The 8,311-nt window shown below is 40.7% G+C and carries 7 protein-coding genes, 10 tRNA genes and 1 rRNA gene; 1 reads left to right on the forward strand and 17 read right to left on the reverse strand.

Annotated elements, in window-relative coordinates; all coding sequences use genetic code 11:
* Positions 1–225: 225 nt before the first annotated feature.
* The 5 genes from glmM to sigW form a co-directional block, all read right to left on the reverse strand.
* Positions 226–1,572: a phosphoglucosamine mutase gene (glmM, locus tag ACFOU2_RS02805; RefSeq protein ID WP_377912002.1), complete on the reverse strand. Its 1,347-nt coding sequence runs from the start codon at positions 1,570–1,572 to the stop codon at positions 226–228.
* A gap of 37 nt (positions 1,573–1,609) precedes the next feature.
* Positions 1,610–2,989, reverse strand: a complete 1,380-nt coding sequence (locus ACFOU2_RS02810) for a CdaR family protein (protein WP_377912004.1) — start codon at positions 2,987–2,989, stop codon at positions 1,610–1,612.
* Between the two features lie 22 nt (positions 2,990–3,011).
* Positions 3,012–3,833 carry a diadenylate cyclase CdaA gene (gene cdaA, locus ACFOU2_RS02815; RefSeq protein ID WP_377912006.1) on the reverse strand — a complete coding sequence of 274 codons (822 nt, stop codon included), beginning with the start codon at positions 3,831–3,833 and terminating at the stop codon, positions 3,012–3,014.
* 181 nt (positions 3,834–4,014) lie between these two features.
* Positions 4,015–4,629, reverse strand: a complete 615-nt coding sequence (locus ACFOU2_RS02820; RefSeq protein ID WP_377912008.1) for a zf-HC2 domain-containing protein — start codon at positions 4,627–4,629, stop codon at positions 4,015–4,017.
* A 13-nt stretch (positions 4,630–4,642) separates the two neighbouring features.
* On the reverse strand, positions 4,643–5,206 hold the full coding sequence (gene sigW, locus ACFOU2_RS02825) for an RNA polymerase sigma factor SigW (protein ID WP_377912010.1): 564 nt from the start codon (positions 5,204–5,206) through the stop codon (positions 4,643–4,645).
* A gap of 146 nt (positions 5,207–5,352) precedes the next feature.
* Between sigW and ACFOU2_RS02830 the strand changes: the two genes are divergently transcribed.
* A complete protein-coding gene (locus ACFOU2_RS02830) occupies positions 5,353–5,511 on the forward strand; it encodes an aspartyl-phosphate phosphatase Spo0E family protein (RefSeq protein ID WP_377912012.1) in 159 nt (52 codons plus the stop codon).
* Positions 5,512–5,590: 79 nt separating this feature from the next.
* Here the strand turns inward: ACFOU2_RS02830 and rocF are convergent, their stop codons facing one another.
* The 12 genes from rocF to rrf form a co-directional block, all read right to left on the reverse strand.
* Positions 5,591–6,490, reverse strand: coding sequence for an arginase (gene rocF / locus ACFOU2_RS02835; RefSeq protein ID WP_377912014.1), 900 nt, complete (start codon positions 6,488–6,490; stop codon positions 5,591–5,593).
* Positions 6,491–6,687: 197 nt separating this feature from the next.
* A tRNA-Ala gene (locus ACFOU2_RS02840) sits at positions 6,688–6,763 on the reverse strand.
* 8 nt (positions 6,764–6,771) lie between these two features.
* Positions 6,772–6,846, reverse strand: a tRNA-Gly gene (locus tag ACFOU2_RS02845).
* Positions 6,847–6,850: 4 nt separating this feature from the next.
* Positions 6,851–6,923, reverse strand: a tRNA-Lys gene (locus tag ACFOU2_RS02850).
* Positions 6,924–6,925: 2 nt separating this feature from the next.
* Positions 6,926–7,000, reverse strand: a tRNA-Gln gene (locus ACFOU2_RS02855).
* 9 nt (positions 7,001–7,009) lie between these two features.
* Positions 7,010–7,094 (reverse strand) — tRNA-Tyr (locus tag ACFOU2_RS02860).
* 65 nt (positions 7,095–7,159) lie between these two features.
* Positions 7,160–7,235 (reverse strand) — tRNA-Thr (locus ACFOU2_RS02865).
* A 137-nt stretch (positions 7,236–7,372) separates the two neighbouring features.
* Positions 7,373–7,448, reverse strand: a tRNA-Val gene (locus ACFOU2_RS02870).
* A gap of 68 nt (positions 7,449–7,516) precedes the next feature.
* Positions 7,517–7,588: transfer RNA gene (locus ACFOU2_RS02875), tRNA-Glu, on the reverse strand.
* A gap of 16 nt (positions 7,589–7,604) precedes the next feature.
* A tRNA-Thr gene (locus tag ACFOU2_RS02880) sits at positions 7,605–7,677 on the reverse strand.
* A 3-nt stretch (positions 7,678–7,680) separates the two neighbouring features.
* Positions 7,681–7,755: transfer RNA gene (locus ACFOU2_RS02885), tRNA-Asn, on the reverse strand.
* 9 nt (positions 7,756–7,764) lie between these two features.
* Positions 7,765–7,880 (reverse strand): 5S ribosomal RNA (gene rrf, locus ACFOU2_RS02890).
* Between the last annotated feature and the right edge of the window lie 431 nt (positions 7,881–8,311).

Genomic DNA, 8,311 nt, shown 5'->3' on the forward strand with positions numbered 1-8,311 from the left:
AACTTATTTTTCCCTCCTTCAACGTATATTAAGAGACGAACAAACCTAATATTACAATAGGTGCTGACAAACCGTCAATTAATTCCTTTTAATTGGGGAATGAAAAAAGACACTTTATGTGTCTAACCGCTTAGAGCTAAAAGAAAACATAAAGTGTTCCCACAATATAAAAATATGCATGAGCAGTTTATTGTGTTACCACTCATGCATATTGGGCACTTTTATTTATTCTAATCCCATTTCTGCCTTGACCACTTCAACGATACGGTTTACATATTTTTCACATTCACTGTCTGTTGGTGCTTCTACCATGACACGAACCAGCGGTTCTGTTCCAGAAGGACGAACCAGAACACGTCCATTTCCAGCCATTTCTTGTTCTACTCCCTCAATAACAGCTTTCACTTTTTCATTTTCCGTAACTTTATATTTATCCGTTACTTTTACATTTACAAGTAATTGCGGGTATTTTTTCATCTCACCCGCTAATTGGGATAGTGGCTTTTTCGTTGCTTTCATAATGTTTACTAACTGAATGGCCGAAAGCATGCCATCACCTGTTGTATTATAATCCAGGAAAATAATATGGCCCGACTGCTCTCCGCCTAAATTATAGCCTTTAGTCTTCATTTCTTCTACTACATAGCGATCACCAACTGCAGTCTGAGCGCTTTGGATGCCTTGTACTTCAAGCGCTTTATAAAAGCCTAAATTACTCATTACCGTTGACACAATTGTATTATGTTTTAATTGCCCTTGTGCGCTTAAGTATTTGGCACAAATATACATAATTTGATCACCATCTACGATTTCCCCATTTTCATCAATAGCAATTAAACGATCGCCGTCTCCGTCAAAAGCAAGACCGATATCTGCTCCTTTTTCTTTTAAAAATACAGCTAATGCCTCAGGATGAGTAGACCCGACGCCATCATTAATATTTAACCCATTAGGAGAAGCACCCATTGTTGAAATATCTGCTTCTAAATCGGCAAATAGATGGGCAGCTAACGAAGAAGTAGCACCATGGGCACAGTCTAAAGCTACATGAATACCTGAGAAGTCTTCATCCACTGTTTGCTTTAAGTATTGCAGGTACTTTTGACCGCCTTCAAAATAATCATTTACTTGTCCTAATTCTTTCCCTATCGGTCGCGGCAAAGTGTCTTCAGGGTTGTCTAAAAGCTGTTCAATTTCAAGTTCTTGTTCATCTGATAGCTTAAAGCCATCCGGTCCGAAAAATTTAATACCGTTATCTTGAACAGGATTATGAGAAGCTGAAATCATTACCCCGGCCTGAGCTCCCAGTGCTTTGGTTAAATATGCTACACCAGGAGTAGAAATTACACCGAGACGCATTACTTCGGCACCAATTGAAAGGAGACCCGCTACTAAAGCCCCTTCTAACATGTGACCAGAAATACGGGTATCACGTCCAATTAATACTTTCGGTCTTTCAGCATCTTTTGTTAGTACATATCCTCCAAAACGCCCTATTTTAAACGCTAATTCTGGTGTTAGTTCACTGTTAGCTACTCCACGAACTCCGTCTGTTCCAAAATATTTACCCATGTTTATTTCGCTCCTTTGTTACGATATCTACCTGTTGTTAACCTTGTGGTTGTGTATTATCCAAATTTTGATCATCATAGCTTTGCTCGTTTTCATCAATTGGATTATCTTGTTTTTCATCCGGTTTTGGGGGATTTTCAATTATTTTTTCATTGTTATTATTACCTTGTTTATCTATCACTCGTACCCTAGCTTTATTCAAGGCCAGTTGATACGTCACATTTTGTGGGCCTTTCACCTCGATAGATACATCATGATCACCACTTAAAAGGCTGCTCACATCAATAGAAAGCTGAATGCCTTGAGGTTGAATATTGGCTAAAGCTTCTGAGGGACCTCTTACCTCTACATTCACATTTCCTGAATTAGGCGTTAGAAGCTGATAGTCAAAATTGGGTGATTTTCCGGCAAGAGATAATGGAAGATTTTCAAACACTTTCTTTTCTTCCTTTTCTTCCTTTTCTTCCTTTGGCTCTTGCTCTTCTACTTTCCCCTCTTTTTCTACGTCAACCCGAACGGCCACTTTCTCAGGATATACCCGCTTAGCCCCCTTAGGGACAGGAACATCAATCCAAACACTCTCGGATTTTGTCATGTTACTGACATCTAGTTCGATACCATCAATTATGTCTAAATCATTCAATATATTCTCAGGCCCAAAAACCGTCACCTCATGAGTAGAGGGTTCCAGGCTTTTAATACTTAAATCATCGGGCAATGTCCCTATTGGCTTAACCCTTAGTCCAACCTTTTTATTTGGACTTACGACAGGGACTTTTACCTCTACGAAACGTGGCTGAATGTCTACATCCAGCTTATTTAATCGTTTATCTAAAGCAATTACCCTAGCCGCTTTTTCCACCGTTTCAGAGACATCATTAATCTCCATTGTCGCTTTCACGTATTTGATTTTTTCGATTTCACTTTTTGCTCCGGTGATTTTAACCGTACTTGGCTTGACGATAGGTTGTTCTGCTATATATCCATCACGAATATTATTCACATTCACATCTGCTTGTACCGGGAAGATTTTGGACACTTTTTCCTCAATCTGCACTCTAAGGGTTTGCGGCTCTACTTTGACCCCTAATTTTTCAGAAATATTCCGGTGCTTAAGTTTCACTTCATGCTCTCCTAATTGGAGGTTGGTTACATCAATATAAACTTCGAAATCCCGCTGTAATTTAGTAGGTTGTACAATACTTCTGGGCCCCTCCAGCGTGAGTTGAACAAACTCTGGAACCCCTTTAACAATCGTGTTTTCACTATCGTAGTACACATGTACAGGAACATCTGTAATTGTTTCTTTATCATAGCTAACCGCTGAACTTCCTTTAGAAGTCGTCTTTGCAATATCTGGATCTAAATTAACAGACATATAAAGCAATAATGCTAACAATAAAGCCATGATTTTCATAAACCAACGGTTGTTCATCAGCTTATCCATTCTTCTTTCCCCTCCATTGCCAGCGAGTCGAAGAAGCCGCTTTTGAACTGCTTACTAATTCATTTGTTAAGAATTCTCTTAACATATCCTGTGTTAAATGACGATGCAACTCCCCGTTTTTTGTAATAGAAATACTACCTGTCTCTTCTGAAACTACTACTGTCAAACTATCTGTGACTTCGCTGATTCCCACAGCCGCACGGTGTCTGGTTCCCAACTCTTTTGAAATAAAAGGACTTTCAGAAAGAGGGAGATAACAAGCAGCTGCTGCAACTTGATTTTTTTGGAGAATAACAGCCCCATCATGAAGCGGGGTATTCGGAATAAAAATGTTAATTAATAGCTCAGAAGAAACATCAGCATGTAAAGGGATTCCCGTTTCAATGTAATCACTCATACCCGTATCCCGCTCAATCGAGATTAAAGCACCAATACGTCTCTTAGCCATATAATCTGTTGCTTTTAAAATAGCTTCCACAGTATGAGCACTCTCATCTTCTTCAGGTACGTTACTCCTTGAAAATAATCTTCCTCTACCAAGTTGCTCTAGAGCTCTCCTCAACTCAGGTTGAAAAATAATAACGATCGCCAGAAATCCCCATGCTAAAGCCTGGTCCATTAGCCACTCCAGTGTTTTAAAACCTAAGAAACTGCTGAGGAAGCGAACAACAACAATCACTATGATTCCTTTCAGCAATTGGACGGCCTTTGTTCCTCTTATGACCATTATTAGTTTATATATAACAAACCAAACAAGGAGAACATCGATTACTTTTCCTACGTATGTGAAGATCGGTAGCTCTCCAATAGGCATTATCTCACTTCCTCTAATATGTAATGACAAAATAATAATCAATGTAACTTTATTAGTATACCATAAAAACCGCTGTTTTTTCCTTATCTAACGGTTAGAAAACGAAAGTAATTCCCTTTGTACCCATGTATTTAAAAAGGATCACTTTTGATGTTTACCAAGAGTGATCCTTTTTTATCTCTTATTTATTTTCAGAAATGTTTAAGGCATTTTTGACATTGGATTTGAATGTATACCATACCCACTCAAATAGTTGATCGAGCTCCTCAACCTTCCCTGTCACTTGACCTGCCGATGCTAAATATTGATTCCCATTAATGACGGTTACATTTCCGTTTACTTTTCCTTCAATTTTAATATCACCGTTACGTACGACAATGTCACCTTCTACTACTTTTCCTTCAGGAACAACAACCGTTTCTTCATTAATAATTAATCCCTTCTGTTTAGATACCGAGAATTCCTGGCTGTTTGTCCATGATGACATCAAGCTCCCGAACATCAACAATATAAATAATGAAGCTGCCGTCATAAAAGGATGCATTTTAAACCAACGATTAAATTTTGCTTGTCTATTTTCCTTTGGAAGATGGGCCATCACATTCATAGTAAAGTTAGTCGGCGCTTCAATATGAGAAGTACTCTGTACAAAAGCGATTGCTTTTTTTAACTCCTTAAAATGCTGCTGGCAGCTCTCACAGGAGTGAAGATGTTCTTTTAAGATTGTCTCGTTTTCCTTCGTGATATCACCATCTAAGTAATCATGCATGAAATCAATATATTCTACACATTTCATTGGTTCTCACCTCTTAAAGATGGCGCAGCTTGTTGCGTAAAGCTTCCCGCCCTCTATGGATTCTTGTTTTTACTGTGCCCACAGGCAAATCTAAAATATCGCTAATTTCCTTTAGTGAGAGTTCGTCTACATACTTTAACACAATGACCGAGCGGTATTTCTCGGGAAGTCTTAAAATCTCCCTTTGTATCTGCTCCTGCAGCTCTAGCTTCTCTAATTCATCTTCAGGAAGCTCTTGTTTAGAGGGAATTTGGGAATACATATCTAGCCCATCTGTACCGCTAATTTCTGCATCCAAATAGTAATCAGGTTTCTTTTTACGGATGCGGTCTATACATAAATTGGTGGCAATTCTATAAAGCCACGTTGAGAATTTCTTTGTTGAATCATAGCTGTGAATATTTACATATGCACGAATAAATGCCTCCTGCGCAGAATCTTCTGCTTCGTGCGCATTGCCTAGCATACGGTAGCATAGTTGATATACTTTGTCTTTATAATATTCAACAATTTCCGCGAAGGCATCCTGATCTCCCTTTTTCACTTGGTTAATTTTCCTGCTTATTAACAAATCCATTTAACTTTTACCTCCGCCCATTGCGGGATACTATACATACGCTTTATTTTAGAAAAGGTTTCGTTTAAAAGAAAAAATAAAAAACATCAGGTTTAAAAATAACATGGTTTGGCTATTTATTAAACATAAAAAGGGGTGAGAATAAAATGCATTGTGAAAAATTATTGCTTGATGAAATCGAAAAGTGTCGTTTACTAATGGTCCATCTCGCAAGCCAAACATCTCTCTCTTCTCACCAAGTCGTTCAAGCAAGTACAAGATTAGATACACTATTAAATCAATACAACAAACATAAAAAACAGTAACCATACAGTTACTGTTTTTTGTCCTATATTTATTCTAAAGCTCTTACTTATAAGAGTAAACAACTTTTAACAGATTGCTTTAAAGTAATTTTTCCCCTAATAATGAGCCCATTAATGCAACCGCCACTTCAGCTGTTTTGTTTCGCTCGTCTAGAATCGGATTCACCTCTACAAACTCTACAGATGTGATGATATTCGCTTCAGCTAACATCTCCATAGCGAGGTGACTTTCGCGGTAGCTGATTCCTCCTGCAACAGGTGTCCCCACTCCCGGTGCATCATCTGGATCAAGTCCATCTAAATCAAGGGATAAATGTACGCCATCAGTACGTTGCTTCAGATAATTAATCGCTTCCTCCATCACTTTTGTCATCCCAATTCGGTCGACTTCATGCATCGTATATACTTTAATACCTTTTTCTTTGATTAACTCTTTTTCGCCTTGATCCAGGGAACGAGCGCCAATGATAACAATGTTTTCAGGCTTTACTTTTGGTGCATATCCTCCAATATTGATGAGGGCAGGGTGTCCCATTCCCAGGCTCACCGCTAAAGGCATACCATGTATATTTCCTGAAGGTGAAGTTTCTGCTGTATTTAAATCACCATGGGCGTCATACCAGATAACACCTAAATTTTCGCAATGTTGAGCTACACCGGCCAACGTTCCGATGGCAATACTATGATCTCCTCCTAACACTAAAGGAAATCGGTTTAAATGAATGACTTCATCTACTTTTTGGGCTAATTTTTCATTGCCGTCCGCTACGGCTTTTAGATTCTTTAAATTTGTCTCCGTGTCATTATGCGCTCTTTCTTTAATCTCGACTTTTATATCTCCTTCGTCGTAAACTGTGTAGCCAAGATTCTTGAGCCTTTCGTCTACCCCCGCATAACGAATAGCACTTGGTCCCATGTCTACCCCTCTTCTCGTTTGTCCAAGATCCATTGGTACTCCAATGATAGAAATCGCTTTCATATGTTGTTTTCCTCCCCCTATGTCTTTCCATTATCCATTTTAAACATAAAGGTGAAATGGCTCAACTCGACACTTTTTTGAATATATATGCAATTCGAATATAAAGAAAGGTGTGTTCTCTATTATGAGAAGGAAAAATAAAAAACCTTTAAACACACTTCGTGTTTAAAGGTTTATAATCAATCTTATGTATGTAATGGTGGAGCCTAGCGGGATCGAACCGCTGACCTCCTGCGTGCAAAGCAGGCGCTCTCCCAGCTGAGCTAAGGCCCCATTTTATATGGAGCGGAAGACGGGATTCGAACCCGCGACCCCCACCTTGGCAAGGTGGTGTTCTACCACTGAACTACTTCCGCAATATGAGCCATGAAGGACTCGAACCTTCGACCCTCTGATTAAAAGTCAGATGCTCTACCGACTGAGCTAATGGCTCTTTGGCTGGGCTAGCTGGATTCGAACCAACGCATGACGGAGTCAAAGTCCGTTGCCTTACCGCTTGGCTATAGCCCAAAAACAAAATGGTGGAGGGGGACGGATTCGAACCGCCGAACCCTGAGGGAGCGGATTTACAGTCCGCCGCGTTTAGCCACTTCGCTACCCCTCCAGTATTTCATTTGTCCAGCTACGGCTCCTCTCAAGATTGAACAGTCGCCTTCGCTTTTCTTAAAATGGTGCCGGCGAGAGGACTTGAACCCCCAACCTACTGATTACAAGTCAGTTGCTCTACCAATTGAGCTACACCGGCAATCTGTCTAGATTTAGTTTAGCTGCGGCTCTTAATCTTTCAGCCGTTTCACTTCTGCATACGAAACCAAAGAGCGGTGTTCCGATCATAAGCTCCAATTCCCCTCAAGATTGAACAATCGCCTTCGCTTTTTTTAATGGTGGAGGATGACGGGATCGAACCGCCGACCCCCTGCTTGTAAGGCAGGTGCTCTCCCAGCTGAGCTAATCCTCCGATGTACAGGATGTACAAGTGCAGGCGTTGCGACAGGACGTCGCCAACTTAGCCTGCCATCCTTTAGATGACCCGTACGGGATTCGAACCCGTGTTACCGCCGTGAAAGGGCGGTGTCTTAACCACTTGACCAACGGGCCAAAACAGCTTCGAGCAAGCTTCCAACCGGGCTTGAACCGGTGACCTCTTCCTTACCATGGAAGTGCTCTACCTACTGAGCTATGGAAGCATATGGCTCCACAGGTAGGACTCGAACCTACGACCAATCGGTTAACAGCCGATTGCTCTACCACTGAGCTACTGTGGAATAATATCAGCCTGGCAACGTCCTACTCTCACAGGAGGAAACCCCCAACTACCATCGGCGCTGAAGAGCTTAACTTCCGTGTTCGGCATGGGAACGGGTGTGACCTCTTCGCCATCATCACCAGACATATTACATTATACATATTTCAGAAGAAATTTCAACCCTTTTTTTAAAAGTTATTCCTTCAAAACTAGATAACACATTACTGAGGAAAGCGTGTAGTACTTTTCATTGTCCAGTTGCGCAAGCTATATCCTACGGTCATTTCACCACCTCCCACGAAGTCAAAGAACGACTTCTCGTCGGCGGTTCCAATTCCCTATGAGCATGAACGAGCTTGCTCCGCTTTTCTTGATTGTCCAGCTGTGAAAGCCAAACCGTACGGCTGTTTCGCTTCCTCTGTTGAGACTATCGTCTCTTCCGCCAGAAGCTCCAACATCCTATCGGTTTAAACGGGCTTTCTCCGCTTTTCGTTTAGGTTAAGTCCTCGATCGATTAGTATCAGTCAACTCCACGTGTCACCACGCTTCCATCTCTGACCTATCAACCTGATCAT

The organism is Bacillus songklensis (assembly GCF_042649685.1).
GTDB lineage: Bacteria > Bacillota > Bacilli > Bacillales > Bacillaceae_H > Bacillus_BA > Bacillus_BA songklensis.